Annotated in this window: 26 protein-coding genes and 1 pseudogene; 13 read left to right on the plus strand and 14 right to left on the minus strand. The window is 73.8% G+C overall.

Going from position 1 to position 24,477, the window contains the following annotated elements; genetic code table 11:
• Nucleotides 1-42: 42 nt before the first annotated feature.
• The 4 genes from ACIA8L_RS11935 to ACIA8L_RS11950 form a co-directional block, all read right to left on the minus strand.
• Nucleotides 43-1,041 (minus strand): hypothetical protein, encoded by a 999-nt coding sequence (locus ACIA8L_RS11935; protein WP_395903272.1) that lies wholly within the window; start codon nt 1,039-1,041, stop codon nt 43-45.
• The gene (locus ACIA8L_RS11940; protein ID WP_395903274.1) at nt 1,038-1,550 is read right to left on the minus strand and encodes a SigE family RNA polymerase sigma factor; all 513 of its coding nucleotides are present in this window, start codon (nt 1,548-1,550) and stop codon (nt 1,038-1,040) included. Before ACIA8L_RS11940 ends, ACIA8L_RS11935 begins: the two co-directional genes overlap by 4 nt.
• Nucleotides 1,551-1,635: 85 nt before the next feature.
• The gene (locus tag ACIA8L_RS11945) at nt 1,636-2,592 is read right to left on the minus strand and encodes an anti-sigma factor RsbA family regulatory protein (RefSeq protein WP_395903276.1); all 957 of its coding nucleotides are present in this window, start codon (nt 2,590-2,592) and stop codon (nt 1,636-1,638) included.
• Nucleotides 2,589-3,419: an MEDS domain-containing protein gene (locus ACIA8L_RS11950; protein WP_395903278.1), complete on the minus strand. Its 831-nt coding sequence runs from the start codon at nt 3,417-3,419 to the stop codon at nt 2,589-2,591. Before ACIA8L_RS11950 ends, ACIA8L_RS11945 begins: the two co-directional genes overlap by 4 nt.
• Nucleotides 3,420-3,595: 176 nt before the next feature.
• Between ACIA8L_RS11950 and ACIA8L_RS11955 the strand changes: the two genes are divergently transcribed.
• Together ACIA8L_RS11955 and ACIA8L_RS11960 are read left to right on the plus strand one after the other, a co-directional pair.
• Nucleotides 3,596-6,139 (plus strand): FAD/NAD(P)-binding protein, encoded by a 2,544-nt coding sequence (locus ACIA8L_RS11955; protein ID WP_395903280.1) that lies wholly within the window; start codon nt 3,596-3,598, stop codon nt 6,137-6,139.
• 56 nt (nt 6,140-6,195) lie between these two features.
• Complete coding sequence (locus ACIA8L_RS11960; RefSeq protein ID WP_395903282.1) at nt 6,196-6,906, plus strand: tyrosine-protein phosphatase; 711 nt, start codon at nt 6,196-6,198, stop codon at nt 6,904-6,906.
• On the opposite strand, the gene ACIA8L_RS11965 is transcribed toward ACIA8L_RS11960, so the two are convergent.
• Entirely contained in the window at nt 6,896-7,879 is a 984-nt protein-coding gene (locus ACIA8L_RS11965; RefSeq protein WP_395903285.1) for a hypothetical protein, read from the minus strand. The two genes, ACIA8L_RS11960 and ACIA8L_RS11965, sit on opposite strands and share 11 nt — an antisense overlap.
• Entirely contained in the window at nt 7,873-8,199 is a 327-nt protein-coding gene (locus ACIA8L_RS11970; protein WP_395903287.1) for a PadR family transcriptional regulator, read from the minus strand. Before ACIA8L_RS11970 ends, ACIA8L_RS11965 begins: the two co-directional genes overlap by 7 nt.
• A 343-nt stretch (nt 8,200-8,542) precedes the next feature.
• On the opposite strand from ACIA8L_RS11970, the gene ACIA8L_RS11975 reads away from it, so the two are divergent.
• The 4 genes from ACIA8L_RS11975 to ACIA8L_RS11990 are packed head-to-tail and all read left to right on the plus strand — an operon-like array spanning nt 8,543 to nt 12,024.
• A complete protein-coding gene (locus tag ACIA8L_RS11975) occupies nt 8,543-10,252 on the plus strand; it encodes an Hsp70 family protein (RefSeq protein WP_395903289.1) in 1,710 nt (569 codons plus the stop codon).
• A gap of 55 nt (nt 10,253-10,307) precedes the next feature.
• On the plus strand, nt 10,308-10,829 hold the full coding sequence (locus ACIA8L_RS11980; RefSeq protein WP_395903291.1) for a carboxymuconolactone decarboxylase family protein: 522 nt from the start codon (nt 10,308-10,310) through the stop codon (nt 10,827-10,829).
• Entirely contained in the window at nt 10,807-11,613 is an 807-nt protein-coding gene (locus ACIA8L_RS11985; RefSeq protein WP_395903293.1) for a helix-turn-helix domain-containing protein, read from the plus strand. Before ACIA8L_RS11980 ends, ACIA8L_RS11985 begins: the two co-directional genes overlap by 23 nt.
• 12 nt (nt 11,614-11,625) lie before the next feature.
• Nucleotides 11,626-12,024, plus strand: a complete 399-nt coding sequence (locus tag ACIA8L_RS11990; RefSeq protein ID WP_395903296.1) for a VOC family protein — start codon at nt 11,626-11,628, stop codon at nt 12,022-12,024.
• A gap of 57 nt (nt 12,025-12,081) precedes the next feature.
• Here the strand turns inward: ACIA8L_RS11990 and ACIA8L_RS11995 are convergent, their stop codons facing one another.
• The 3 genes from ACIA8L_RS11995 to ACIA8L_RS12005 form a co-directional block, all read right to left on the minus strand.
• Complete coding sequence (locus ACIA8L_RS11995; protein WP_395903298.1) at nt 12,082-12,813, minus strand: rhamnogalacturonan acetylesterase; 732 nt, start codon at nt 12,811-12,813, stop codon at nt 12,082-12,084.
• A 350-nt stretch (nt 12,814-13,163) separates the two neighbouring features.
• Nucleotides 13,164-14,279, minus strand: coding sequence for a cellulose-binding domain-containing protein (locus ACIA8L_RS12000; RefSeq protein ID WP_395903301.1), 1,116 nt, complete (start codon nt 14,277-14,279; stop codon nt 13,164-13,166).
• Nucleotides 14,280-14,386: 107 nt separating this feature from the next.
• Entirely contained in the window at nt 14,387-15,523 is a 1,137-nt protein-coding gene (locus ACIA8L_RS12005) for a serine hydrolase domain-containing protein (protein ID WP_395903304.1), read from the minus strand.
• A gap of 102 nt (nt 15,524-15,625) precedes the next feature.
• On the opposite strand from ACIA8L_RS12005, the gene ACIA8L_RS12010 reads away from it, so the two are divergent.
• Complete coding sequence (locus ACIA8L_RS12010) at nt 15,626-15,994, plus strand: VOC family protein (RefSeq protein ID WP_395903307.1); 369 nt, start codon at nt 15,626-15,628, stop codon at nt 15,992-15,994.
• Nucleotides 15,995-16,168: 174 nt separating this feature from the next.
• Here ACIA8L_RS12010 and ACIA8L_RS12015 read toward each other — a convergent pair.
• A pseudogene (locus tag ACIA8L_RS12015) lies at nt 16,169-16,360 on the minus strand (hypothetical protein); the annotation flags it as partial.
• Nucleotides 16,361-16,513: 153 nt separating this feature from the next.
• Between ACIA8L_RS12015 and ACIA8L_RS12020 the strand changes: the two are divergent.
• From ACIA8L_RS12020 to ACIA8L_RS12040, 5 genes are all read left to right on the plus strand, one after another.
• Complete coding sequence (locus ACIA8L_RS12020) at nt 16,514-16,975, plus strand: nuclear transport factor 2 family protein (RefSeq protein WP_395903310.1); 462 nt, start codon at nt 16,514-16,516, stop codon at nt 16,973-16,975.
• A 3-nt stretch (nt 16,976-16,978) separates the two neighbouring features.
• A complete protein-coding gene (locus ACIA8L_RS12025) occupies nt 16,979-17,587 on the plus strand; it encodes a TetR/AcrR family transcriptional regulator (RefSeq protein WP_395903312.1) in 609 nt (202 codons plus the stop codon).
• 38 nt (nt 17,588-17,625) lie between these two features.
• Nucleotides 17,626-18,321, plus strand: a complete 696-nt coding sequence (locus ACIA8L_RS12030) for a hypothetical protein (protein WP_395903314.1) — start codon at nt 17,626-17,628, stop codon at nt 18,319-18,321.
• Nucleotides 18,318-18,632, plus strand: a complete 315-nt coding sequence (locus tag ACIA8L_RS12035; protein WP_395904190.1) for a transcriptional regulator — start codon at nt 18,318-18,320, stop codon at nt 18,630-18,632. The genes ACIA8L_RS12030 and ACIA8L_RS12035 overlap by 4 nt, the downstream gene beginning before the upstream one ends.
• Before the next feature lie 66 nt (nt 18,633-18,698).
• Entirely contained in the window at nt 18,699-20,264 is a 1,566-nt protein-coding gene (locus tag ACIA8L_RS12040; RefSeq protein WP_395903317.1) for a methyl-accepting chemotaxis protein, read from the plus strand.
• Here ACIA8L_RS12040 and ACIA8L_RS12045 read toward each other — a convergent pair.
• Nucleotides 20,258-21,181, minus strand: a complete 924-nt coding sequence (locus ACIA8L_RS12045) for a DUF6461 domain-containing protein (protein ID WP_395903319.1) — start codon at nt 21,179-21,181, stop codon at nt 20,258-20,260. The two genes, ACIA8L_RS12040 and ACIA8L_RS12045, sit on opposite strands and share 7 nt — an antisense overlap.
• Nucleotides 21,182-21,270: 89 nt before the next feature.
• Here ACIA8L_RS12045 and ACIA8L_RS12050 point away from each other — a divergent pair, with 89 nt between their 5' ends.
• The gene (locus ACIA8L_RS12050) at nt 21,271-22,308 is read left to right on the plus strand and encodes a GNAT family N-acetyltransferase (protein ID WP_395903322.1); all 1,038 of its coding nucleotides are present in this window, start codon (nt 21,271-21,273) and stop codon (nt 22,306-22,308) included.
• A 157-nt stretch (nt 22,309-22,465) separates the two neighbouring features.
• Here the strand turns inward: ACIA8L_RS12050 and ACIA8L_RS12055 are convergent, their stop codons facing one another.
• Genes ACIA8L_RS12055 through ACIA8L_RS12065 form a run of 3 tightly spaced genes read right to left on the minus strand, consistent with a single transcriptional unit; the run spans nt 22,466 to nt 24,428 of the window.
• Nucleotides 22,466-22,645, minus strand: coding sequence for a YegP family protein (locus ACIA8L_RS12055; protein WP_395903325.1), 180 nt, complete (start codon nt 22,643-22,645; stop codon nt 22,466-22,468).
• A 58-nt stretch (nt 22,646-22,703) separates the two neighbouring features.
• Nucleotides 22,704-22,994, minus strand: coding sequence for a hypothetical protein (locus ACIA8L_RS12060; protein ID WP_395903328.1), 291 nt, complete (start codon nt 22,992-22,994; stop codon nt 22,704-22,706).
• A gap of 6 nt (nt 22,995-23,000) precedes the next feature.
• Complete coding sequence (locus ACIA8L_RS12065; protein WP_395903331.1) at nt 23,001-24,428, minus strand: serine/threonine-protein kinase; 1,428 nt, start codon at nt 24,426-24,428, stop codon at nt 23,001-23,003.
• Nucleotides 24,429-24,477 lie beyond the last annotated feature (49 nt).

Genomic DNA, 24,477 nt, shown 5'->3' on the forward strand with positions numbered 1-24,477 from the left:
GCCGCCGAGCGCGGCCGGGGCCTGAACGTTACATACCGCGGGTCAGCCCATCGGCGGTGTCCACGTCGAGAGGTCGGTGCACGAGCCGAACCGGGTCTCGCGCGCCACCCGCTCCAGCGTCGCGCGGGTCACCGCCCGGGCGTCCGCGGTGCGCAGCATGAGGCTGCACCCCGGCTCGTACCGCACAATCAGCGCGGCCGCATAGGTGTCGCCTTCGCCGAACCAGTCGGAGTTCGCCCTGGTGATGAACCAGGAGTCGTGCCCGGCGATCGGCGCCGGCGCGCCGAACTGCGACGCGAAGTCCATGTTCTGCGCGCGCTGGCTGACCACCTGGAGCATGAGCCGGTGGTCGGCGTCGTGGAAGTTGAGGATCGTCATCACGTCGGCCGGCTGGGACTCCACCGACACGACCCGCAGGCCGGCGGGCACGAACTCGAGCCGCAGCGGCCACCGCACGTCGCGCGGTGGCCCGATGCGCACCGCCACAGCCGCCTTGGCCAGGCGATCCTGCGGCACCGGCCCATAGGCGACGATCCACGCACCCGTGGCGTCGCGGCGGGCGACGGCCGTGACGGCCGAGCCGGTCATTCCCTGGGGCGCGAACACCGGCAGCGCGAACCCGGCCGCGCCGTCGCCGAGGCCGATCCGCTGCGCTCCGGCCAGGGTGCTCGGGTCGTACGCGCCCGGATCGTGCACCTCGGCCCGCACGTCGCCGCCGAGGACCAGCTGCTGCAGGTCGGCGGCGGTGGAGTACCCCCGCAGCTCGAACCCGCTGTCCGCGGCCACGCTCGCCGAGAGCTGCAGCATCCCGCGGCTGTACGGTGCGGCCGGCGTGACCCCCGGCCGGGCGAACTGACCCACCGCGAGCGTCGCCACGACGGCCACCGCCAGCACGCCGGCCGCCGCCGTCATCCGGCGGCGCCGACGCCGCCGGGCCGCGCCCGCCCGCACGCCGTCGAGCAGGCCGGCGCCGTCGGCGGCCAGGTCCGCGTGCTCGTCGAGGCTCTCCCGCAACACGTCGATGCTGTTCGTCCCGCTCATTGGTGCTGCCCTTCGGTCGCGAGGCTGGAGTCGGTGAGCTCGATCCGCAGCGCGGCCAGCGCCCGCGCGGCGTTGCTACGCACGGTGGTCGGCCGGCAGCCGAGCACCTCGGCGATCTCGGCGTCGGTGAGCCCTTCGTAGTAGCGCAGCACCACCGTGGCGCGCTGCTGCGGCGGCAGGGTGGCCAGGCGCTGCCACATCGCCTCCCGGGCGGCGGACTCGGTGGCGTAGTCACCCTGGACCGGCGCGGCCGGCCCGTCGAGCGCGTCGAACGTCAGCGGTACCGTCACCACCCGCCGCCGGCGCCGCTGCGACAGGAACTCGTTGGTGAGCATCGCGCGGACATAGGCGTAGGGCTCGTCCAGGGCCCCGATCCGCCGCCACCGGACCAGGGACTTGGTCAGGACGTCCTGCACCAGGTCCCGGGCCGCTTCCCGCTCGCCGCACAGCAGCGCCGCGCAGCGCAGCAGGGCGGGCAGCCGGGCGTGCGCGAAGTCCTCGAACCGCATGGAACTCCTTCCGTCGGAAGAAGAACGCAGAACCGCGTCGATCCGCTGCACCGGCGATCGACTTCGGTGGGCGGCCACCCGTACGTCAGGCGGCGGGCGAGTCCTCGGCGACCAGGCGGACGGTGAAGCCCTCGGGTCCGCGCTGCAGCGACACGTACGCGCACAGCTGATGCATCAGCCACAGGCCGAGCCCGCCCGGTTCGCGGTCCGGCATCAGGCCGGCGACCGGGTTGACCGGGCCGGGTCCGGCGTCGGTCACGGTGACGACGGCGCGGCCGGGCCGGGCCCAGCCGCGCAGCCGCACGGGTGCCCGGCCGTGCCGGACGGCGTTGGTGACCGCCTCGCTGACGGCGACGACCAGCCCCTCGAACTCGTCGGCGGACAGCGCCGCCGTCGCCTCGAGGGCGGCGGCCGCGCCGCGGCCCTGCGCCGGGGTCGGATCGAGCAGTTCGACCGCGGGCGCCGACGCCTGCAGCGGCTCCGGCCACGACGTCACGCCGGTGGTGAGGAACTGCCGCGGCGGCTGGTACATCCCGCTGGGCCGGCGGTGGCCGTCGGCGCCGACCATGTGGGTGTGGGTGCGCTGGACATCGGCGAGGATCTCGGGCGGCGCGGTGCGGGTGTCGTAGGGGCACAGGCCGTACATGGGGAACTCGTCGTAGACCTCGTTGACCGCGGACTCGTAGCGCGCCCACCACTCCCACGGCACCCCGACGCCGGGGTGCGGGACATCGCCGGCGATGCGGATCTGCGCGGCGCCGGCGCCGACGTAGTGCGCGAGCATCTCGCGGTGCCGGCGGATGGCCGCGGCCGGGCGCTGGTAGTGCCGGCCCCCGTCGATGAACTCGACGCCGCTGCCCGGGCCGAACGCCGAACGCACCAGCCGCTGGTTGTGCGGGCCGAACAGCGACACGGTGGGCTCGCCGGCCGCGACGCCCGCGCGGAGGAACGGCACCACCACCGCGAGGAACTCGTCGTCCGAGCCGTAGAACGCGGCCTCGTGGAGCAGCCCGTCGTGCCCGGCCGCCGGCCCCGACCTCATGCGCTCACCGCCACGCGCGGCGCGGCCGCCGGGAGCAGGGCCACCAGCCGGGGCAGGCCGCTGCCGGGCGCGACGACCAGCCGCGTCTCGGCGCCGCCGCGGGCCCGGACCCGGGCGGCCAGCGACAGCAGGCTCCGGTGGTCGATGAAGGTGAGCTCGCGGGCGTCCAGCGTGACGACGCCGTCGACCGGTCGCAGCGGGATGCGGTCCAGCGCGGTGCACAGCAGCGGGTGGCTCGCCAGGTCGACCTCGCCGGCGAGGACCGCGGTGGTGCCGGGCTCATCGGACGCGAACAGCCGCATGGGGGTCGTGCCCGCCCGCGCCAAGGGGTGCATGCAGGCCAGCTCCGCGACCGCCGCCGAACCCAGCTGAACCCGGTCGTATGCGCACAAGGCGGACATCGGGTGGCCGGCCATGTAGGCGTCGGCCAGGTGCTCGTACGCCGCGAACGCGGCCCGCTCGGCGTCGGTGCCGACGAGGCTCGTCACGTCCACGGCGACCCGCAGGCCGGTGTAGCCGTCGGCCAGCGCCGCCTCGGTCGCCCGCGCGTAGGCCCGGACCTGCGCGATCGGGTCGAAACGACCGCCGTCGCCGTAGAAGCCGACGTCATGGACGTCCGCGGCGCCCGCGGCGAACCCGGCCGCCCGCTTGAGCGCGGACGCCTGGTCCGCGGCGCCGACGAAGAGCACCCGCGCCCCGTCGGCCAGCGCCTCGGCCAGGAACCGCTCCGCGACGCGCCGATACTCGTCGGGCGAGTCGAAGCCCCAGCAGACGTGATCGTGCCGGCCGAGCCCTTCGACCGAGTCGATGAGTCCGGCCTGGCGCATGCGGCGACACTACCACTGCAAATACATATGGCCACTTGCCGCGGACGCAGCGCGTCCGGTCGTGGGGGCACGGATGCGGACGCAGCGCGTCCGGGCCCGCCGGCGCGGACGCGGGCTCAGCGCGGCCCGGCCCGCGTGGGATGATCCATCATCTCAGTGGGAAAAGTGGGGTTTCAGTGAGCGAAGTCGATGTGGCGATCGTCGGTGGCGGCGCCGCCGGCGCGCTGGTCCTGGCCCACCTGACGCGGCTGGCCGGCGACCGGCTCCGGATCGCCCTCATCGACCGGGGCCCAGGAGCATTCGGCAGTGGTACCGCCTATCGCACCACCGACCCCGCCCACCTGCTCAACGTGCGGACATCGGCCATGAGCGCCTGGCCGGAGCAGCCCGAACACTTCACAACCTGGCTCGCCGCCAACGGTCACGACGGCGTGACCCGCGACGCGTTCGTGCCCCGCGCCGCGTTCGGCGCCTACCTGGCCGCGCTGGCCGGCGAGGCCGCCGACGGGGATCGGGCCGGTGCCGACGTGCGCCTGCTGCACGGCCGGGCCACCGGCGTGCACCGCGGCCCCGACCGGTGGACCATCACCGTCGAGGGCGCCGCACCGGTCCACGCGACCGACGTCGTGCTGGCCATCGGCATCGAGCCGCCGGCACAGGCCTGGGTGCCCCGCCGCCTGCGCAGCCGGCCGCGGTTCGTCGCCGATCCGTGGCGGCCCGGCGCCCTGGACGGCGTGGGCCCGGACGACCCGGTCCTGATCGTCGGCACCGGGCTCACCGCCGTCGACGTCGCCGTGACGCTCGCCGCCCGGACGCGGCGGACGATCACCGCCACCTCCCGCAACGGCCTCCTGCCGTACGCCCACACGACCGAGGCCCGGGCGCCCATGCCGCTGGACGGCTCCGCGCTGCCCGCCGGCATCCGCGACCTGCGCCGGCTCGTCCACGGCCGGGTCCGGGACTCGATCGCGGCGACCGGCGACTGGCGGCCCGCCGTCGACGGGCTCCGGCCGCACACCCAGGCGCTCTGGACGGGCCTGCCGGAGGGCGACCGCCGGGAGTTCCTGCGCCGGGACCTGCGCCGGTGGGACAACGCCCGGCACCGCATGGCCCCGGCGGTGGCGGCCACGATCGCCGCGCTGCGGGCCGAGGGCCGGCTGACGATCGCCGCCGAGCATCCGTCGGTCGCCATCGCCGTCGCCGAGCCCGGCAGCTGGATCATCAACACCACCGGGCCGGACCCGGACCTGGCCGGCTCGACGAACCCGCTGATCCAGCAGCTGTTCGCGGAGGGGTACGTCACGGCGGGCCCGCTCGGCGTGGGCTGGGCGACCACCGGCGACGGGCAGCTGCGCGACGCCTTCGGTGCGCCGGTGCCGGGCCTGTGGACGCTCGGCAGCACCCGCCGCGGCCAGCTGCTGGAGACGACCGCCGTGCCGGAGATCCGGGCGCAGGCCCTCGAGCTGGCCGAGCGGCTGCAGGACCGGCCGGCGCCGAGCCGGGCACCTGGGCCGCGGGTCCGCCGGGACCGGTACGGCCTGCCCGTGCTCGCCTCCGCCCGGGCCGCCGAGCACTTCGACGACGCGGTCCGCCGGGTGCTGCGCGTGCAGCAGGGCGCGGACGCGGCGCTGGACGCGGCGACCGCCGAGGACCCGTCGTTCGCGCTCGCACACACCGTCCGCGCGCTGCTGGCGGTCGAAGGGGTCATCGCCGCCGACGCGACGGACGCGCTGGCCGCGGCCGAAGCGGCGGCCCGGTCCGGCGCCGACGCCCGCACCGCCAGCCTCCTGCGGGCCGTCACCGGCCGGGTCCGCGCCGGCGACCCGGCCGGTCTGCTGCGCCACATCGACGACTTCCCGCGTGACGCGCTCGTCGTCAACGCGTGCGTCCCGACGATCGCCTTCGGCGGCGCCACCCAGGTCCCCCAGCACGCCTGGGCGATCGTCGAGCGGCTGGCCCCGGTGTACGGCGAGGACTGGTGGTACCTCGGGCTGCTGGCGTTCGTCCGGCAGGAGCAGCACCGCTGGACGCAGAGCGCCGACCTCGCCGAGCGGGCCCTGGCCGCCGACCCGGCCGGTGGCCACGCGGCCCACGCGCGCAGCCACGTGTACTACGAGACCGGCGAGCACCGGGCCGGCCTCGCCTGGCTCGACGGCTGGATCGGCGGACCCGGCCGGGCCGCGTTCCAGGGCGCGCACTTCGCCTGGCACGCCGCCCTGCACGAGCTCGCCCTGGAGCGCTGGACCGACGTCTCGGCCCGGCTGCGCGGCCGGTTGTCGCCCCGGTCGGTCGGCGGCGTCCGCGCCCTCGTCGACTCGGCGTCGCTGCTGTGGCGCTGCCGGGTCCTCGGCGCGCCGCCCCAGCCGGTCGCGATCGGCGAGGTCCTCGGCGTCGTGCCGAAGGAGCTGCTGACCGAGCCGCGAACCGCGTTCATCGGCCTGCACGCCGCGATCGCCCTCGCCGCCGCCGACGATCTCGCCGGGCTGGACGTCCTGGGCCGCTACACCGCCGGGCGCACCGAGCCGGCCTTCGACCTCGTCAGCGTGCTCGTGCGGGCGCTGAGCGCGTACCTCACCGGCGACTATGCGCGCACCGTCGAGCTCATCTCCCGCCGCACCGGCGAGTGGGTCCGCCTCGGCGGCAGCGACGCGCAGCGCGAGGTCATCGACGACACCCTGCTCAGCGCGTTGCAGCGGGCGGACCGGTACCGCATCGACTGACGGCGGCCGCGGCGGCCGGACGGCCGGCGATGACCGTGTTCGGCAGAATGGGACGGATGCGCAGCATCGAGTGGGACGGGTTCTGTAACGCGCGGGATCTGGGCGGGCTCCCGACGGCCGGTGGCGGCCGGACCCGGACGGGCGTGCTGATCCGCTCGGCGGACCCGCGGTTCGTCACCGCGGACGGCTGGCGCGCCGCCCGCGCCGCCGGCGTCCGCACGATCATCGACCTGCGCAACGACGACGAGGTGCCGCCGGGCGACGTCCGGCTCCCCGCGGGCCTGAACCGGGTCCACGTGCCGCTGGACGGGGTCGAGGACGTGGAGCTCTGGCGGTACCTCAACGAGGAGCTCCTCAACGGCACGCCGCTGTACTACCCGCCGTTCCTGGCCCGCCAGCCCGCCCGCTGTGCCGCCGCGGTCACCGCCGTGGCCCGCGCCGAACCGGGTGGCGTCGTCTTCCACTGCGGCGTGGGCCGCGACCGCACCGGCCTGCTGGCACTGCTCCTGCTGAGTCTGGCCGGCGTGGAGCCGCCGGTCCTCGCCGACGACTACGAGCTCGGCGCGGCGGGGGTCGCCGCGCTGTATGCCCGGCTGGGCCGCGACGATCCGACGCCGCGGCTGCAGGCGGTCCTCGCGGGCAAGGGCACGACGACCAGGGCGGCGATCCTGAGCGTGGTGGAAGGCTTCGACGCGGAGGGGTACCTGCTGGCCGCCGGCGTCACCGCCGACGACATCGCCGCGATCCGCGAGCGGCTCACGGACTGAACACCGACGGCCGGGTGGCGGCGACGGTGGTTTCGCGGGTCTGGCGGGCGGCGGTCCACTGGGCGAGGGCCAGGAACCAGCCGAGCAGCAGCAGCCACAGGTAATGGTCGGGGAGCTCGACGCGGCTGCCGGCGATCTGGGCCGCGGCCGGCACCAGGGGTGGCAGCAGGTGTGGGATGAGCCGGTCCGGGGCGGCCACCGACAGGGCCGTGAGGAGGTTGACGATGAGCAGCACCGCGGTGGTGCCGGCGGTGGTCGCGACGGCCCACGCGGCGGCCGGGCCGCGGCGGCGTTCGACGACCAGGCCGATCCCGGCGAGGCCCAGGCCCAGGAGGATCACCGGCAGGCCCACGTCGGCCGGGATCGGCGGGGCCAGCAGCACGGTCGCGGCCCAGATCCCCGCGATCCCGAAGCCGCCGGCCAGGCCGGTCAGCAGCGTCCCCGCCGTCACCGCCGCGCGGTGGCCGGTCATCGCCAGCGCCCCGGTCAGGAAGCCGGCGAACACGGCCGCGAGGACGGGCTCGCCGCCGAGGTCGGCGTTGGTCTGCTGGGCCATGAACCAGCCGGCCTCCACCGCCAGGGCGCCGACGAGCGCGTAGGCCACCAGCCGGGCGATCCGGGCCGCCGGGCCGGCCGCGACCGGGCCGAACGGTCCCAGCACGCCGAGCTCGGCCACGGCCGCGAGGACGACCGCGAACGCGACCACGCCCCAGCGGCGGGGCGCCCAGTCGATCGCCGCGCTCCACCGCACCACGAGCCCGGCCAGGACCACGGGCAGCAGCGCGTAGACGGCGCGGCGCCACGCCGCGGGGCGGGTGAGGACCGCGGCGACACAGCCGGCCGCGAACCGGCGCCGTTCGCGGGCCGGGCCGATGCCGGCCAGCTCGGCGAGCATCGCCTCGCCCCACTCCCGCCGGGGCGCCGGCAGCAGCCGGACCGCCGCCGCGAGGGCCCATTCGCCGCCGTTCACCACGCACCCCGCAGCTTCGCCGGCCGGGCCGCGGCCGGCTTCGTCTCGACCGGCTCGGCGGCCGGGGTCGCCGCGGCCAGCTCCTGGCCGGTGCCGGTGAGCCGGTAGAGGTGGCGCGGCGGGCGACCGGGCGGTGGGGCGGTCTCCCAGGCGGCCTCGAGCAGGCCGCGGTCGCACAGCCGCATGAGGATCGGATACAGGGTGCCGGCCCGCAGGCCGACCTCCAGCCCGAGCTCGTAGCCGTATCGCCAGGTGGACGGCTCCACGGCCAGTGCGTGCAGCACCGCGGTGGTCTGCGGGGAAGGTCGCCGGGTCCGGGTCACCGCATAACTCTATATACATCGAGTTCGCATCGGTACTCCCCCTTCGGCCGATCATCGGGCCAGGCCGGCGTGGACGGAGGCGACCGCGCCGGCCCCCTCGGATCGACGAGCGCCTTGACGTTCGGGTTGCCGGTCGCCGCGTTGGTGATGAGTCAGCGAATGCGCCGTGGACCAGTACCACGTTCGCCTACGTCCACACCCGCTGGTCCCCACCGGCCCGGTCCTGGTGTACTCCTGCCGCCGGCCCGTCACGCGGCCCTAGCGGAACGGGTCGGGCGTTCGGCTCCCGGGACCGGCCGGCCAGCGCATGTCCGCGGCCCGTGACCGTCCGTATGGTCAGAGGGTGAGCGGCAGCGGGTACCGGCTGGGGGTCGACTTCGGCACGTCGAACACGACGGCGGCGCTCGCCGGACCCGACGGGCGGGTGCGGCCGCTGCTGTTCGACGGCTCGCCGCTGCTGCCCTCGGCGGTCTTCGCCGGGCCCGGCACCGGGCTGCTGGTCGGCGGCGACGCCATCCGGGCGGCGGTCGGGGCACCGGCCGGATTCGAGGGCAACCCGAAGCGGCGGATCGACGACCGGACGGTGTGGCTCGGCGAGCGGGAGTTCCCGACCGAGCACCTCATCGCCGCCGTCCTGCACCGCGTCAACGCCGAAGCGACCCGGGTCGCCGGCGAGCCCGTCACCGACGTCGTGCTCACCCACCCGGCGGCGTGGGCGCGCCCCCGGCTGCAGGTGCTCACGGCGGCCGCCGAGGCGGCCGGGCTCGGCCCGGTGCGGTTCATGCCGGAGCCGGTCGCCGCGGCCGCCTACTTCGCCGCGGCACTCGGTCAGCGGATCCCGCCGGAGCACTGCATCGTCGTCTACGACCTGGGCGCCGGCACGTTCGACGTGAGCATCGTGCGCCCGGCGCCCTACGGCTTCGACGTGGTGGCCGCGGCCGGCCTGACCGACGTCGGCGGCCTCGACCTGGACGCCGCCGTCGTCGAGCACGCCCGCACCCGGACCGCCACCGCGACCGAGGCCTGGCGCCGGCTGGACTGGCCCCAGACCGCGGCCGATCAGCAGGCCCGCCAGAACCTGTGGCAGGGTGCGCAGGCGGTGAAGGAGCAGCTGTCCCGACACCCGAGCGGCGACCTGCACGTGCCCCTGGTCGATCATCAGGTCCGGATGACCCGCGAGGAGTTCGAGAAGGCCGCCCGCCCGCAGCTCGACCGCACCTCGGCGCTGACGCTGACGGTGCTGCAGGACGGCGCGGTGCCGCCCGAACGCATCGCCGGCGTGTTCCTGGTCGGCGGCTCGTCCCGGATCCCCCTGGCGGCGACGCTGCTGCACCGCACGCTGCGGATCGCGCCGACGGTGATCGACCAGCCGGAGCTGGTGGTCGCCGAGGGCGCGCTGCACAACCGGCCGGTCGCGCCGCCCGCCCCGGACCCCTATCCGACGTCCGGTGCCGTGGTCGCTGTGCCCGCCGTGCCGATGCCCGTCCAGCCCGCGGCGCCGAGCGCGATGCCGGTTCGGACGGCACCGGCACCCACTCCCGCCGCCCGGAGGCTCCCGACCGGAGCGATCACCGCGTGCGTAGCCGCCGTCGTCGTCCTCGTCGCCGGTGCGGTGCTGGCCGTGACCCGGCCGTGGGAGTCCGCCGGGCCGGCCGATCCGGCGAGCTCCCCCGTGGCCGGCAGCGGCCCCCCGGCGACCGACGTCCGCACCTCGGCGGGTCCGCCCGCCGCCCAGGCCGCCTTCCCGGCGAGCTGGGCCGGCACCTGGACCGGCGAATACCGCCAGGACAACGGCAAGACCTACACGACCGCGCTGTTCATCACCAGCGGCTCCGGCGTCGCCCAGGTCCGCTACCCGGACATCCCGTGCCTGGGCACGGTGACCGTCCAGTCGCAGGACGGCGGGGTGATCCGCGCGCAGGAGGCGATCACCTCGGGCCGCTGCACCCCGACCGGCACGATGACGATGCGGCTGCAGGCGGGCAACCAGCTCGAGGTCACCTACCGCCCGGACGGAGCCACGTACACCGCTGAGGCCGTCCTCGCCCGCTGAGGTATTACCTCGGAGGGAATTGTTCCGGCTCCCGGCGAGGGGCACCGTCGAGGGCATGACGACGTATCCGATCCACACTGTTGAGACCGTGCCCGAGCTGGCGGCGCTGGAGCGGGCGTTCGGGTTCGTGCCGAGCGCGGCCGGGGCCATGGCCAACTCGGGGGCGCTGCTCAAGACGTTTCTCGCGGCCTTCGGGCAGTTGCGGGCGGCGGACTCGTTGACGGCCGGTGAGCGGCAGGTGCTGCTGCTGACCAACGCGGTCGCCAACGAGTGCGGCTGGGCGGTGGCGTTCCATACGCTCGAGGCGCTCCACGACGGGGTGGCGGCTGAGGAGGTACACGCGATAAGGGCTGGAAAAATGCCCGCCGATCCGCGGCTGGCGGCGTTGTCGGGCCTGGCCCGGGCCCTGATCGGCAAGCGGGGGCGGGTGGACGCGCAGGACACGGCGGGGCTGGACGGGGGGCTGGTGCTCGACGTGGTCCTGGCCGTGGCAATCTCGACGATGACGAACTACACGGCGTCGGTCGCGGAGGTCGCGGTGCAGGAGCAGTTCAGTGAGTACACCTGGGCCGTCTGAGGTCGGGGTCCTGATCCGGCGGTGGCGGGCCGCGCGCGGGCTGAGCCAGCTCGGGCTGTCGGCGGCGTCCACGGTGTCGCTGCGGCACCTGTCGTTCATCGAGACGGGCCGGTCGAGTCCGTCGCGGGCGATGGTGCTGAAGCTGGCCGAGGTGCTCGACGTGCCGCTGCGGGAGCGCAACAGTCTCCTGCTCGCGGCCGGGTTCGCGCCGGTATACCGCGAGTCGGCGCTCGACGGGCCCGAGCTGGGGGCGGTGCGGGCGGCGCTCGACGCGATCCTGGCGCAGCAGGAGCCCTACCCGGCGCTGGTGATCGACCGGGACTGGAACATCCGGCGCGGCAACGCGGCGGCCGCGCGGTTCTTCGCGTTCCTGCGGGCCGGACACCCCACCGAGGTGCCCGGCCCGCCGAACGTGCTGCGCCGCCTGTTCCACCCCGACGGCGTGCGCCGCTACGTGACGAACTGGCCCGACGTTGCCGTGGCCCTCGTCCGCCGGGTGCGCCGGGAGGCCGTCGGCGGGGCCACCGACGAGCGCGCCCGGGCCGTCCTGGAGGAGATCCTGGGCTACCCGGGCGTGCCCGACGGACTCAGAACGCTCGACGTCACCGTCCCGACACTGCCGATGATCCCGATTCGGTACTGCCGCGACGATCGCCGATTCCACTACTTCTCCACGGTGACGACCCTGGGCACCGCGCAGGACATCACCCTGCAGGAGCTGCGGATCGAATGCTTCTTCCCGGCCGACGACGAGACCCGGGCGAACGCGCGATCGCTCGAGTGAGAGGGTGGCTGCATGTCGTTGAGCCAGTACGAACTGCGCAGCTCGATCGCCGTGTCGGACATCCACCGGGCGGTCGAGTTCTACGAGGGCAAGCTGGGCCTGCCGGTGCTGCGGTCCGGGCCGAGCGCGCGTATCGCCGACGGCGGCCGGGTCTACGGCTCCGGGGGCGGGCCGGCGCTGAACGTGTACCAGTCGGCCACCGCCGGGCAGACCAGCTCGACGCTGGCGACCTGGTACGTCGACGACCTCGACCGGGTCGTGGACGAGCTCGCCGCGGCCGGGGTCGCGTGCGTGCGCTACGAGGGCCTCGTGTTCGACGAACGGGGCATCACCGAGCGGGCCGGCGGCGGGCGGATCGCCTGGATCCAGGACCCGGACGGCAACACGTTCGCCCTCGAGTCCGACGCCTGACGCACACGGAGGTGCCCCGGCGGCTCCCACGCCGGGGCACCACTTTCCGAGGAGGCGTCAGTAGGTGGGTGCGGTCGACGGCCAGACGACCGCGCTCGTCGGGATGGACGTCGTGAGCTTCTGCCAGTAGCCCGCGGCCAGGATGCCCTGGCCGTTGAGGGACGTGGCGACCAGGCGGGCGACCTCGATCGCGCCGTAGGCCTGGAAGTGCGTGTTGTCCTCGATGCCGGACGGGTAGTTCGGATACTGACCGGCGGCGAGGATCATGAAGTACCGCTTCGTGCCCTCGACGCCCTGCTGGTTCCACAGCGCCAGGCTCGACGCGGTCAGGTCGACCAGGGGCACGCCCTTCGCCGCGGCCAGTTCGCGCATCGCCTGCGGGTAGGCGCCGTGCGACGGCTGTGCGGCGCCGGCGCTGTCGAAGCGGCGGCGCTCGACGGGGGTGACGAGGACCGGCTTGGCGCCCTTGGCCCGGGACTTGTCGATGTACCGCGACAGGTATGACTTGAACGTCGTCTGCGGGTCGGTGCCGCGGGCCGGGTCGTCGGTCTTCTCGTCGTTGTGGCCGAACGAGATGAGCAGGTAGTCGCCGGCCTGGATGCGGGCCAGGATCCAGGTGAGGCGACCCCCGTCGATGAAGCTCTTCGAGCTCGCCCCCGACCACGCCGCGTCGACGACGGTCGTGTTGCCGGTGGCGAAGACCGGGAGCGCCTGGCCCCAGCCGGCCCGCGGCGACTCCTTCGTCGTGTAGATCGAGGCGGTGGAGTCGCCGGCCACGTAGACGTGCACGGCCGTCACCGGGGTGCCGCCGCCGACCTTCGTGAACGTCCACAGCCGGTTCGCGTCGCCGGTGCAGGCGTCGAGCGTCGTCGTGCCACCGGATTTGACGCACCAGCCGGAGGAGCCGTGCTTGAGCTGGTACGCCCCGGATTTGGCGACGAACGACCATTGCTGAAGGTGACCCGGGCCGGCAGCACGAGCAGGAGCGTGGCGATGACGGTCGCCAGCGCCGTTCGTTTGATAACCACGTCCCTGTAGATGCCATCGACGATTGTCATATAACAGAAACTCGACCTGAACCTGGGCTGCACGGCGGCGCCCGCGCCCGCCCGGTGCGGGCGGACGCGAGCGGACGGGCGTCAGCTCAGGAAGCTGCCGTACGGCCCGGCGAAGATGGCGTTCTTCTGCGCCTGGCTGAAGTGCGTGTTCGGGTAGCTGTAGAACGAGGCGGACATGGGGGTGCCGTCGGTGGACGTGGAGTCCGGCAGGCCGAAGCCGTGGCCGAGCTCGTGGACCATGCCGCCGTACCAGCGGTTCATCGCGCCGCCGAGGCCCGCGGCGCCGTCGGCGTCGTGGCCGCTGAGGATGACCCAGCCCGGGCCACCACCGCCGCCGGACTTGCCCACCTCCTCGGCGCTGATCTCGCCGACGCACAGCCAGCGGCTGTCCTGCCCGGCGATGCCGAAGCGGCGCTGCAGCTCGGCCTCCATGTTGAAGACCACGCACCAGTAGTGGTCGCTGCCGGTGCAGTTCGTGGTGATGTACCAGTTCTTGTCGTGCTCGCCGTTGACCACTTCCACGACGGTGTTGTTGAGCGCGAAGGTCTTGCCGAGCTCCTGCTTGTAGTACCGCTGAGCTTCCCGCATCACGCCCGTGATGCCGTCCGGGTAGCGCTGGTCGAACGCCACGTCGGTCGGCTTGAGCCAGAACACCCGCACGGTCTTGAGCGCGGGGCCGGTGCCGCCGGTCGGTGAGGTCGTCGGGGTCGGCGACGTCGACCGGGTCGGGCTCGGCGACGTCGACCGGGTCGGTGACGTGCCGGTGGTGGGCGTGGTGGTGCCGCCGGTGCAGGCGACGTTGTTGAGCTTGAACGCGGTCGGGATCGAGTTGGTGCCGGTCCACGAGCCGTTGAAGCCGAACGACGCGCTGCCGTTGGTGGCCAGGGCGCCGTTGTACGACACGTTCGTGGCCGACACCGCGGCCCCGCTCTGGGTGACGGTGGCGTTCCAGGCCTGGGTGACCGTCTGACCGTTGGCGTAGCTCCAGGTCAGCGTCCAGCCGGTGATCGGGTCACCGAGGTTGGTGACGGCCACGTTCGCGCCGAACCCGCCCTGCCACGTCGAGCTGATCGTGTAGGCCACGCGGCAGCCGGCGGTGGCGGCGTTCGCCGTGGCGGAGGCGACCGCCGCTCCGGTCAGGGCCAGGCCGACGGTGGCGCCGATCGCCACGAGACTGCGGAACTGTTGACGACGCAACGCTCCTCTCCTTTCATCGATGTACGTCGCCACTCTGTGGACCGAAAACCTTTTCGGCAAGGTGGCGGCGGCAATCCGAAAGAAGAGGAGCGCGCGTCTCGAAACTTTCACGCACAGAGCGCGGCGTCGACCGCCTGCACCACGTCGTTGACCATCCGCTCGGAGGTCGGCAGCGCGGTCACCGCGACCACGGCGCTGCGCCCGTCGGTGGTCACCAGGTTGCGGGTCTCGAACCCCTGAATGTCGCCGCCGTGCCCCCACGCGTAGCCGCCGCAGGTCAGCGCGTGCCGGGCGACACCGAGGCCGTACTCCCAGCCGTCCGTCGGCTCGAACCCGGGCGCCGGCACGGTGGCCAGCATCGCCTGCTGCTGCGCGGGCTTGAGCAGCCGCCCGCCGATCAGGGCCTCGAAGAACGCCCGCAGGTCCGACGGCGTGGAGACGAGCTGCCCGGCCGACCAGCCCAGGGACGGGTCCATCTCGGTGACATCGACCCAGGGGGCGCCCGGTGCAACCGCGACATACCCCTGCGCGTGGGTACCGCGAATACGCTGCTCCCCCACCCCGGGCCAGTAGGTGTCACGCAGGCGCAGCGGCTCGATGATCCGCTTGGTGATCTCCTCACCGATGGGCCGCGACGTGACCCGCTCGGCGATGAGCCCGGCCAGGACATAGTTCGTGTTGCTGTACTCCCACCTGCTCCCGGGCGCGAACGACGGCGGCTTGGTCATGGCGGCGTCGACGAGCCGGCGCGGGTCGAAGTACGTGTGCGCCAGCCCGGCCAGATCCTCCGGCTTGGTGAAGAACACGTCGTCGTAGTCGGGCAGCCCGCTGGTCTGCTGCAACAGCTGGTGCACGGTGATCTTCGACCCGTCGTTACCGTTGCCCCGCACGATCCCCGGCAGGTAGTGCTCGACCGTCTCGTGCAGGTCGACCTTCCCCTCCCCCGCCAGCTGCAACAGGACGACAGCGGTGAACGTCTTGGTGTTGCTGCCGATCCGCACCTGCCCGTTCTTCGGCACCGGTCGATGGGTCCGGATGTCCCCGGCTCCCGCCGTGTAGTCGCGGACCTTGCCGTCAGTACCCCGGACCGACGCCAGCGCACCAGGGAACCCGTCCTCGGCGACGAGCCGGTCGAGGGGCTGCAGCCGCGCGTCGGCGAACGCGGTCGGCGCGGACAGGACCGCGGCCGCCGTCACGACAGCGGCACCGGCGGTGAGCGTCACTCGCTTCAGCTTCTTCGTCATGCCCTCGACGCTATGACCGCGATCGCCCCCGATCGATCCAGCGCACTGCCCGGCCGTGGTGGTGCAGGCTGTACCCGCACGACCCCGAGGTACGGTGACGGGATGGCTGTCGCCCGCCTGGCTTCGATCGTCTTCGACTGCCAGGACCCCCAGGAACTGGCCCGATTCTGGGCCGTGTTGACCGGCGGCGAGCTGACCATCACCACCGACGAGTTCGTCGCGGTGCGGGCAGATCGCTTGTGGATCGCGGCGATGCGGGTCCCCGACCACCGACCCCCCACGTGGGCCGACCCCGCCGTGCCGAAGCAAGTACACGTGGACCTGTCGGTCGACGACCTCGACACGGCCGAAGCGGAAGCGGTCCGCCTCGGGGCCGAGCTCCTGCCGGACCAGCCCGCGCCCGACCGCTACCGAATCTTCCTGGACCCCGCCGGCCACCCGTTCTGCCTGTCGATCCAGATCCCCGACTGATCTTGATCCTGCGGGTCAGTGCTGTTCGTCGTTCGGTGCTGGTTCGGGTGGCGTTCGACGGTGGGCGGCGCGGGGGGCCGGCGTTGCTGTCGCCGCTTCGTCCGGGCCGGCGTTTTCCGGGCGGATGTGGTCTTCGGCGCGGGCGCGGATGCGGGTGCAGCTGGGCGCCGCGTGCGGCCGCTCACGGCGGGCGATGCCGCGCATGCCGGCATGCGCGGCCCGGATCGCCGGCAACGCCACATCGACGTCAGCCGCGAGGGCGGCGATCAGGTGGGACACCGTCGCGTCGCTGGCCACCGACCTGAACACCGCACGCTGAGCCCACACCACGGCCACGTCGACTTTCGGCACCTTCGCGCAACGACCACTCGGACCACCCGACCACCGGCCAGTCCACCGCTGCGGCGCCGCTGTGCGTCACGGCGGCGCGTCGGGGCCGGCGGGACGGCGGGGTTCTTGTTGTTTGCGACGGACCGTCGTATCGTTTGCGACAGGTAGTCGTAAACGAAGGGGTGCGCTATGGATGTTGTTGCTGATCGGGCTGAGTTGATTGAGCTGCTTGGGCATTACGCCGACATCGCGGATCGGAAGCGGTTCGACGAGCTGCCCGGGCGGGTGTTCACGGATCCGTTGACGCTCGACTTCGGGTCGGTCGCCGACATCCCGCCGATGACGACGCCGCTGGACGGGTACGTCGAGGTGCTGCGGGCCTCGTTCGCGCACTACGTCGCCACCCACCATGTCGTCACCGGGCACGTCGTCGAGCTCGACGGCGACCGGGCGACGATCCACGCGCACGTGCGGGCCGAGCACTGGGTCCCGGACGAGGTCGCGGCCGGTGGGCCCAATCGTTGGCTGGTCGTCGGGTTCTACGACAACGAGGCGGTCCGCACGGCCGACGGCTGGCGGCTCAGCCGGGTGCAGCTCACCTCGGCCTATCAGGAGAACCCGCACCTGTCGAGCGTCGCCCTGGCCGCCTGAGCGATGCCCCGCATCCGTGCCGCGAGCATCGAGGAGCATCACGAGCAGGTCTGGGCCGACCTCGCCGAGGCGCTGCGGCAACTGCTCCTCGAGCGCGACTACGACGCTATCACCATGGGCCACATCGCGGCCCGGGCCGGCCTCGCCCGCAACACGCTGTACAACTACGGCCGCGACAAGCACGCGCTCGTGCGGGCGCTGGTCGAGCGGGCCAGCGAGCCGATGCTGGAGCGGGTGGCCGCGATCGCCGGGCGGTCCGCGGACCCGGCCGGCGAGCGGATGGTGGCGATCGTGGCGGCGGTCCTGGAGGTCTCGACCGACCCGGCGATGCAGCCGATGTTCCGGCCCGGCTCCGGGCCGCTGGTCGACGCGGTGCCGAAGGGGCCGGGCAACCCGTTCAACGCGATCGTCGCCGAGGTCGAGGCGGTGGTGCGGGACGGCATCGCGCGGGGTGAGTTCCGCGCGGTCGCCGACGTGACCCTGACGGTGGAGCTGCTGTCCGGGGCGATGCGCGCGGGCGCCGAACGCATCGGCCGTGACCCGGCGGCGTTCCTGGCCACCGTGGCCGCGGCCCAGTACATCGTCCTGGCCACCCTGTCGCCGGGACGTTGACACTTGCGCCAATCGGTTTGGAATGCAAACCTGTTGGCATGACTTCCGATGCGGTTCCGGCCGCGGACGCCCACCGGCTGCTCGCCGACGTGCGCGGCCTGGCCCACCGGGTCCGGGTCGCGCAGCGGGTCACCTGGCTGCCCCTGCTCGCGGCGGCACTCGTGACATTCGGTGCGATTCCGGTGTACCTCCTCAGCCGCCCCGTCCTCAGCGACTGCCTCCCGGCCCAGGGCGGCCAGGTCTGCCGGACCTTCTACGAGATGCCCTCCATCTACTGGTGGACCGGCCTGACCCTGGCCTACATCGCGACCGCGGCCGGCCACCTGCGCGTCGCCCGCGACCGGGGACTCGGGAGCCGGATCCGGCCGTACGTGTACACGGGCGTCGCTCTGGTCGCCCTGTCCGCCGTCGTCACGGAACTCCTCGGTGTCCTCGAGCCGCTGCCGTACCCGGCCGACCCGTCGGCCACCGCCCAGTTCCTGCTCCGCCTGGTCGACCCGGTCGGCGTCATCGGCCTGGCCCTGCTGGTGCTGGCCGGGCTGGAGCGCCGCCCGGCCCTGCTCGTGTTCGCCCTCGCCTACCTGGCGGTCGCCCTGACCCCGATCAACTTCGGCTGGGGCGAGGGCTGGGGCGGCGACCTCGGCTTCGCCCCGCAGCTCACCATCAACGGCGGCGTCCTGCTGCTGGGCAGCGCCGGCTTCTTCGTGGAGCACCGGTGGCGGCACCGCGGATGAGCGCGGACCGGCACCCCGTCACCGGCCTGGACGATGTGGTGCACCAGCGGGCCCGCCTCGGCATCCTCACCATCGCCCACGAGGCCCGCCGCGTGGAGTTCACGTTCCTGCGCACCCAGCTCGGGCTCACCGCCGGCAACCTCTCCCAGCACGTGACCGTCCTGGAGACCGCGGGCCTGGTCGCGGTCGAGAAGGGCTACGAGGGCCGGCGCGGCCGCACCTGGATCACCCTGACCCCGGCCGGCGAAACGGCCCTGGCCGCCGAGATCGCCCACCTCAAACAGCTCATCGCCCGCGTGGAAGGGCCCTGATTCTCTCGAGTGGCTGCGACGGCGGTCGAACCGTTGCATGTGACCAACCAAGCGGGAATCCGGTCGGTGGTGGCGCGGACGTCCGTGCGCCTGCACCTGGCCGTCGCGTTCGGCATCCTGGTGCTCATCGCGCTGGCGGTGACGGCCTACGCGGAGCTGTCGGTGCGCTCCCTGCACGAGACGCAGCAGCGCACCTCCGACCGGGCCGTGCCCTACCTGACCAGGTTGAGCGACGCGGCCCTGGCGGCCAAGTCGGCCGCCAACGACGAGCGCGGGTTCCTGCTCAGCGGCGACCCGAAGTTCTCCACCGAGGCCAAGGGCCGCCGCACCGCCGAACAGGCCGGGCTGGACACGGCCCGCCGCAACGCCTCCACCGCCGCCGAGCACACCGCCATCGACGCGATCGCCGGTGGCCTCGACCGGTTCAACACCGCCCTCGACCAGGAGTTCGTGCTGTTCGGCAGCGACCGCGCGGCCGCCGTCGCGGCCTCCAACGGCGCCAACCGCGACCTGCGCAAGGTGTATGAGCAGTCGTTCGCCGACGCGGTGGCCCTGGCCAAGGCCGACGTGGCCGGCGCGGCCGCCGCCAGCGACCGGGCCGCGTCCCGGGCCCAGACGACGTTCCTGCTGCTCATCGCCGGGGTCCTGGTCTGCGGCATCGCCATCGCGGCCGGGCTCAGCCGCCTCATCACGCAGCCACTGAACCGGACCGTCGAGGTCATCGAGTCGGCCGCGAAGGGCGACCTCACCGGCCGGGTCCGGGCCGGCGGGGCGGTCGAGTTCCAGCGCATGGCGGCCGCCACCAACGACATGCTGGCCTCGACCGGCAAGGCCATCGCCACCATCGCCAGCACCGCCGGGACGCTGTCCGCCGCCGCGCAGGAGATCACCGGGGTCAGCGCCCGGCTCACCGCGTCGGCTCAGACCGCCGCGCAGCGGGCCGAGACGGTGGCCGCGGCAGCCGGGCAGGCCTCCGCCAGCGTGCAGGCGGTCGCGGCCGCCGGCGACGAGATGAGCTCGACGATCCGCGAGATCGCCGGCTCCGCGACCAGCGCCGCCGGCGTCGCCTCGACGGCGGTCACCAACGCCGGCGCCGCCCGCTCCACGGTGCTCAAGCTCAGCAACTCCTCGACCGAGATCGGCAGCGTCATCAAGACCATCACCGCGATCGCCGAGCAGACGAACCTCCTGGCGTTGAACGCGACGATCGAGGCGGCCCGGGCCGGCGACGCCGGCAAGGGCTTCGCGGTCGTCGCCGGCGAGGTCAAGGACCTGGCCCAGGAGACCGCCCGGGCCACCGACAGCATCGCCCGCCAGGTCGCCGCGATCCAGGCCGACACCGGCGCGGCGATGACCGCGATCGACGAGATCGGCGAGATCATCGCGTCCATCAACGACTACCAGACCACCATCGCCGGCGCCGTCGAGCAGCAGTCCGCCACCACCAACGAAATGGGCCGCTCCGCCGGCGCGGCCGCGGCCAGCACCGGCACGATCGCGGACACCATCACCTCGGTCGCCGAGGCCGCCGCACAGACCCAGGCCCACACCCGGGACGCCGGCCGCGTGGCGGAGACCCTGAACCGCTCCGGCACCCAGCTGACCGACCTCGTCGCCGCCTTCCGCTACTGACCCGGTTCGCGCCCGCCGAGGGCGCGGCGCAGCTCGTCGGTCATCAGGTCGTACCGCCCGCCGAGCACCTCCGCGACGAGGTCGACGACGTGCAGGGCGGCGGCCAGCGGCTCGCTCGGCAGCGGCTCGATCGGCCCAGCGGCCGCGGCGCGAACCCTCTCCCGGCCCCACCGGACCACCGCTCGCAGCTGCGCGTCGTCGCACCCGGCGAGCAGCCGGAACGCCTCGCTGGCGCTGGTGAACAGCATCGCACCGAGGTGGCCGGTCGCCCGCAGCCGCGGATCGCGGACACCACGCTCGTCCCACAACACGTCCAGCAGTTCGGAACGGTCCGGGTCGGCGGCGAACGCCCGCAACGCCCGCCGCGCCGCCGCGAGGGTCTTCCGCGACGGCGTTGAAAATGCCGGGTCCGGATATGGTACTGCCACACACCGGAACACCGCGGCGCGCAACAACCCGGCGGTGAGCCGGACCCCGCTCAGCTCCTCCATGCGCGCCAACGTGCGCTCCTGGAAGTCCCCGTCGAGCTCGGCCCGCTCCACCACCGAGCCGTCCCGGGCCCAGGTGAACGACGGCGTGGTGCTCTCGTTGTGGTACAACGAAACGAGCTCGCCGCGGGCCGACAGGGCCTGGACGACGCTGTCATAAGTGGCGAGATAGCCGTTGGGTTCGAACAGCACGGTCCAGTCACCGACGGCGGTCGCCGCGACCAGGGCCAGCTCGGCATCCCCGGCCTCCAGATCGGCGACGACATCCTGCGCCCGGCCCACCAGCTCCGCCGACTCGACAGCGACCGGCTTCCCACCCCCGACCCGCGCCAGAACCGCATCAGGACCGACGCCGCGCACATACGTCAGACAGAAGTTCAGCCCGAGCGCCAGGTCCTCGGTGAACCACGCATAGCCCCCGCCCGCCATGCCCCCAGCCTGCCCGCGAACGCCCCGACCCGACGGCCTTTCCGCGAACTGGCTACAGTTCCGGCGGGTACGGCCAGGAAGGACTCCGGATGCGCACCCGAACCGACGCCGACCTGGCGCAGCTCGAACCCGACCACCTCCGGGCCCAGCTGACCGCCCGCCTGCGAACCCTCCCACCCGACGCGTATCTGCGGTGCGTGGCCGCGTTCCTGACGGAGTATCGTCGGCTGTATCGGGACGGTGCTCTGGCTGAGCAGTACACCCGAATCGTGAACGCCATCGTCGCGCTGGCGGTCCGAGCGGCGTCCGGCGAGCCCGTGCACGCACTCGCGGACGCCCTCGACCGCGAGTTCACGGCCCTGACGTATCCGGGCCTCGAGCACGACAGCCAGATCCAGCCCTACGACGGCCCGCTGCCCCTGGATTTGTACATAGCGTGCGGCGCTGTGCTGTCGGAGCTCACCGACGAGGCCAACCGCTACAGCTCCGCGAACACCATCACGCAGGGCGCGGCCGACTACGAGCACCCGCACGACCGGCTGGCCGCGACCCGGCTCCTGCTGACGTTCCTGGACCGGGCCCAACCGAGCCAGCCCGTCGTCGCGGACCCGCTGAGTCCCCGCCTGGCCGCCCCCGACGACGTGCCCGCGGTCCTCGATCTGCTCGACCGGACCGCCACCTGGCTGCAGTGGCAGGGCCTCCCCGACTGGCTGACGTGGCCCGACCGGCACGACACGGTCCCGACGTCGATCGAACGCGGCGAACTGTGGCTGCTCACCACCACGACCGGAGAAGCCGCCGCCACCGCCACGCTGACCACCGACGACGAAGGCACCCACGTGTCCCGCCTCGCGGTCCGGCCCGACCTGCACGGCCAAGCCATCGGCGCCCGCCTCCTGACCTGGGCCGCCGCCAACGCGCACCGAAACGGGCGCCCGTTGCTGCGGATGGCCGCCTGGCCGCGGCAGCCCGCTCTGCACGCCTACCTGCGCCGCCAGGGCTTCCGCGAACTGTGGACAGTCGCCGGCCCACCCGCCGTCTCGCGGACACTCTTCGTCCGCCGAGCGACAGGCAGCCGGTGGACGGGTAACGGATTCGATCGGTCTCCGGACCAACCCCAGCAATAGATCTCCGCGGCGGTCACCGGGGCGATGGTCCCGCACTCCGGTTCGCCGTGCACCCACGATCGGTACCGTGCCGGCGCGGTGCGCGGGGGCGGGGACACGGGACCCGCCCGGCGGTGGTGGCCATCGGGCGGGTCGAGGGGTGCTGGGGGTGCTGGGGTCAGTCGGTTGTCTGGTCGTCGATCGTCGCGCCGCCCGCGCGCTGCTGGATCGACGCGATGGTGTCCAGCGCTGACTTCTTGCGCGTGTACGTCTCGCTCGTCGCGACCGTCTGGCCGTTGCTGGCGACCATGTTGAACCGGAACTGGCCGTTGCTCGCCTTCTTCACCACGAACTTCATCGCCGTCTCCCTTCCGTCTTCCATGGGCATACCCGCGATCGACGGGCGTAATCGTCGGTCAGCCCGGTTCCAGTTCCCGCACACCTTGCTCCCAGCGGTTGCGGCGCTGCTCCAGGGTCTGCTCCCACCAGGGGGTGCCGCGCTCGCCGAGGGCCACCTTCGCCGCCTGCACCCGGGCCCGGGCGGGGGCCGGGTCGTCGCCCGCCCGCAGTGCCGCCCCGACCGCGCGGCGGGCCGCCATGAGGGCCTTGCGCAGGATCGCCGCCGCCTCCTCGGGGATGGCCGGGTCGGTGGCCCGCCAGCGGCGGCCGTCGACGACGATGTAGCGGCCGTCCTCAGTCGTCTCCATCGGCGGCTACCTCGTGTGGGTGGTGGTCGTCTCGACGGGCGCCGGGCCCTGGCACGTGACGGTCATGTCGACGGTCTGGTTGCCGTGGGCGAAGGCGGCCGTGACGGCGGTGGCGGGGCCGCGGTTGACCCAGTCGACCCGCCACGGCGCGATCGCCGCGTAGGACCCGAGGTGGGCCTGGCCGGCGGCGGTGCAGGTGGCCTCGACGGTGCCGGCTTGAGAGGTGAAGGTCCGGGTCTGGGGCGGTGGAGCGGCCTCGGTCGGGGCCGGTGACAGCGGGGCGGCGATGGAGGCAGTCGTGGGGGCCGGGGAGCCGGGTGGCGGCGGCGTGCTGGAGCCGGTCGCGGTCCCCGTGGCCCGGATCGGGCCGGCGGTCGGCGGTGGCAGTGCCTGGGTGCTCGGTGCGGTCGACGCGCTGGCCGAGGTGGACGGGGCGGGGGCGGCGGCGGCCGGTTCCTGGCTGGGTGTGTCCGGGATCAGGGACCAGGCCACCGGGGTGGCCACGGCCGCCGCGGCCACGGCGGCGAGCGCGGCGACGGCGTAGCGGCGGTGGCGGCGGGCCGGGGTGGTGATGGCTGGAGTGGCGGTGAGCGCGGTGGCGGCGGGCGGGGTGGCGGGGCGGACGCCGGCGGCGGCGGCGAGGGTGGTGGCGACGTCGGCGGCGGAAGGGCGCTCGGCCGGTGACTTCGACAGGCAGCGGGCGACGAGGGCGGCGATGTCCGGCGGGACGTCCGCGAGCTCGGGCAGCGGGGCCGGTGGCGTGTTGAGGTGGGCCTCCAGCAGGTCGGTCGCGCCGGTCGCGGGCCAGGGTAAGTGGCCGGCCAGCAGGCGGTACAGCAGGACGCCCAGGGAGTACACATCGGAGGCCGGTGTGACGGAGTCGCCGGTCAGGCGCTCCGGGGCCAGGTAGTCGGGGGTGCCGAGCAGTTCGTCGTCGAAGTCGCCGGTGCCGGTGACGGCCGCGATGCCGAAGTCGACGACCTTGGCGCCGGTCGGGGCCAGGATCACGTTCGCGGGTTTCACGTCGCGGTGGACGAGGCCGTCGGCGTGGGCGGCGGCCAGGCCGGCGGCGATCTCGGCGCAGATCCGGAAGACCTCCGGCGGCGCCAGCGGGGTCGCGGCCCGCTCGGCCAGGGTGGGGCCGGGGACCAGCTCCATCACCACGTAGGGGGTGCGCTGCCCGTGCTCGACCGCCTCGCCGAAGTCGTAGACCTGGGCGACGTTGGGGTGCGCGAGGGCGGCCGCGGCCCGGGCCTCGATGCGGATCCGCTGCCGGGAGGCGGTGTCGGCGGCCAGGCGGCCGGACAGGAGCTTGACCGCCACGTCGCGGCCGAGGACCCGGTCGTGTGCGCGCCAGACGGTCGACATGCCGCCGACCCCGAGCACGTCGTCGAGGTGGTACCGATCATCGAGCGTCCGATCCTGCACGGTCATCCAGGATTCCCTATCGGCGGCCTCCTACGCATCAACGTTCCGTCACGGT

The sequence above is a fragment of the Dactylosporangium sp. NPDC051541 genome (assembly GCF_044454505.1).
Lineage (GTDB): Bacteria > Actinomycetota > Actinomycetes > Mycobacteriales > Micromonosporaceae > Dactylosporangium.

Bases quoted from the DNA above. Each gene is read 5' to 3' on its own strand.
- ACIA8L_RS11935 (WP_395903272.1), bottom strand. From the start codon at position 1,041: ATGAGCGGGACGAACAGCATCGACGTGTTGCGGGAGAGCCTCGACGAG.
- ACIA8L_RS11940 (WP_395903274.1), bottom strand. From the start codon at position 1,550: ATGCGGTTCGAGGACTTCGCGCACGCCCGGCTGCCCGCCCTGCTGCGC.
- ACIA8L_RS11945 (WP_395903276.1), bottom strand. From the start codon at position 2,592: ATGAGGTCGGGGCCGGCGGCCGGGCACGACGGGCTGCTCCACGAGGCC.
- ACIA8L_RS11950 (WP_395903278.1), bottom strand. From the start codon at position 3,419: ATGCGCCAGGCCGGACTCATCGACTCGGTCGAAGGGCTCGGCCGGCAC.
- ACIA8L_RS11960 (WP_395903282.1), top strand. From the start codon at position 6,196: ATGCGCAGCATCGAGTGGGACGGGTTCTGTAACGCGCGGGATCTGGGC.
- ACIA8L_RS11980 (WP_395903291.1), top strand. From the start codon at position 10,308: ATGACGACGTATCCGATCCACACTGTTGAGACCGTGCCCGAGCTGGCG.
- ACIA8L_RS11990 (WP_395903296.1), top strand. From the start codon at position 11,626: ATGTCGTTGAGCCAGTACGAACTGCGCAGCTCGATCGCCGTGTCGGAC.
- ACIA8L_RS12005 (WP_395903304.1), bottom strand. From the start codon at position 15,523: ATGACGAAGAAGCTGAAGCGAGTGACGCTCACCGCCGGTGCCGCTGTC.
- ACIA8L_RS12010 (WP_395903307.1), top strand. From the start codon at position 15,626: ATGGCTGTCGCCCGCCTGGCTTCGATCGTCTTCGACTGCCAGGACCCC.
- ACIA8L_RS12020 (WP_395903310.1), top strand. From the start codon at position 16,514: ATGGATGTTGTTGCTGATCGGGCTGAGTTGATTGAGCTGCTTGGGCAT.
- ACIA8L_RS12025 (WP_395903312.1), top strand. From the start codon at position 16,979: ATGCCCCGCATCCGTGCCGCGAGCATCGAGGAGCATCACGAGCAGGTC.
- ACIA8L_RS12030 (WP_395903314.1), top strand. From the start codon at position 17,626: ATGACTTCCGATGCGGTTCCGGCCGCGGACGCCCACCGGCTGCTCGCC.
- ACIA8L_RS12035 (WP_395904190.1), top strand. From the start codon at position 18,318: ATGAGCGCGGACCGGCACCCCGTCACCGGCCTGGACGATGTGGTGCAC.
- ACIA8L_RS12045 (WP_395903319.1), bottom strand. From the start codon at position 21,181: ATGGCGGGCGGGGGCTATGCGTGGTTCACCGAGGACCTGGCGCTCGGG.
- ACIA8L_RS12050 (WP_395903322.1), top strand. From the start codon at position 21,271: ATGCGCACCCGAACCGACGCCGACCTGGCGCAGCTCGAACCCGACCAC.
- ACIA8L_RS12055 (WP_395903325.1), bottom strand. From the start codon at position 22,645: ATGAAGTTCGTGGTGAAGAAGGCGAGCAACGGCCAGTTCCGGTTCAAC.
- ACIA8L_RS12060 (WP_395903328.1), bottom strand. From the start codon at position 22,994: ATGGAGACGACTGAGGACGGCCGCTACATCGTCGTCGACGGCCGCCGC.
- ACIA8L_RS12065 (WP_395903331.1), bottom strand. From the start codon at position 24,428: ATGACCGTGCAGGATCGGACGCTCGATGATCGGTACCACCTCGACGAC.